This window comes from Mongoliimonas terrestris, assembly GCF_001927285.1.
In the GTDB taxonomy this organism is placed as follows: domain Bacteria; phylum Pseudomonadota; class Alphaproteobacteria; order Rhizobiales; family Pleomorphomonadaceae; genus Chthonobacter; species Chthonobacter terrestris.
Genome location: NZ_MSIG01000053.1, coordinates 1 through 850 on the forward strand (window position 1 = coordinate 1; position 850 = coordinate 850).

General features: G+C 71.3%; 1 protein-coding gene and 1 pseudogene. Both read right to left on the reverse strand.

The annotated features are described in order from the left end of the window. A partial coding sequence (locus BUQ68_RS22575; RefSeq protein WP_175577892.1) for an ATP-binding protein occupies positions 1–479 on the reverse strand: 479 nt, incomplete at its 3' end. Then, a pseudogene (locus BUQ68_RS23945) lies at positions 476–850 on the reverse strand (IS21 family transposase); the annotation flags it as partial. The gene BUQ68_RS22575 and the pseudogene BUQ68_RS23945, both read right to left, overlap by 4 nt.

The window sequence follows — 850 nt, forward strand, 5'->3', positions numbered from 1 at the left end:
GATTCCAGCGCGAGCTCGCGGCGGGCGACCTGGAGGCGCTGGACGAGATCGGTGGTGCGGGCGAACAGCACGCGCCAGCCATTCTCGACGAGGCCGCGGCCGATGGCAGCGGCCAGATGGCTCTTGCCGCCGCCGGGCGGGCCGAAGACGAGCAGGTTGTCGCCCTTCTCCAGCCAGCTGTCGCCGGCGACCAGGGCCATGATCTGGGCCTTGGAGAGCATGGGGACGGCATCGAAGTCGAAGCTGTCGAGGGTCTTGCCGGGCGGCAGGCGCGCCTCGGTGAGATGGCGCTCGATGCGGCGACGCTCGCGCTCGGCCAGTTCGTGCTCGGCGAGGGCGACCAGAAAGCGGCCGGCGGGCCAGCCCTCCTTGTCGGCGCGCTCGGCGAAGCGGGACCAGATGTGCTTGATGGCGGGCAGGCGCAGTTCGCCGAGCAGGAGGCCGAGACGGGCCTCGTCGATGGGATCGGTCGCGGTCATGCCGGCACCTCTTGCCCGGCGGCGGTCAGGACGTCGTAGGCGCTGAGCGGGCCCAGCGTGACGGTGACCTCGGGCAGCGCCCCGGGATCGGGTGCGAAGCGAGCGGTGAGATCGGTGAGCGTCGGCAGACGGCCGGCGTCGAGGCTGGCTTCGATCAAGGCTGCGAGATCGGCCTCGACGCCGCGCTCGTGGGCGATGGCGAGCGCGCCGACGACGAGCTTGCAGGCAGTCCGTTCCGGCAGGGCCTCCATGGCCGCATCGTAGAGCCGGCGATAGGCCTCGCGCGGGAAGAGCTGGTCGCGGTAGACGAGGCCCGGCAATGCGCCGGGCTTGGCCCTCAACGAATGGATGACGTGGCGATAGTCGACGAC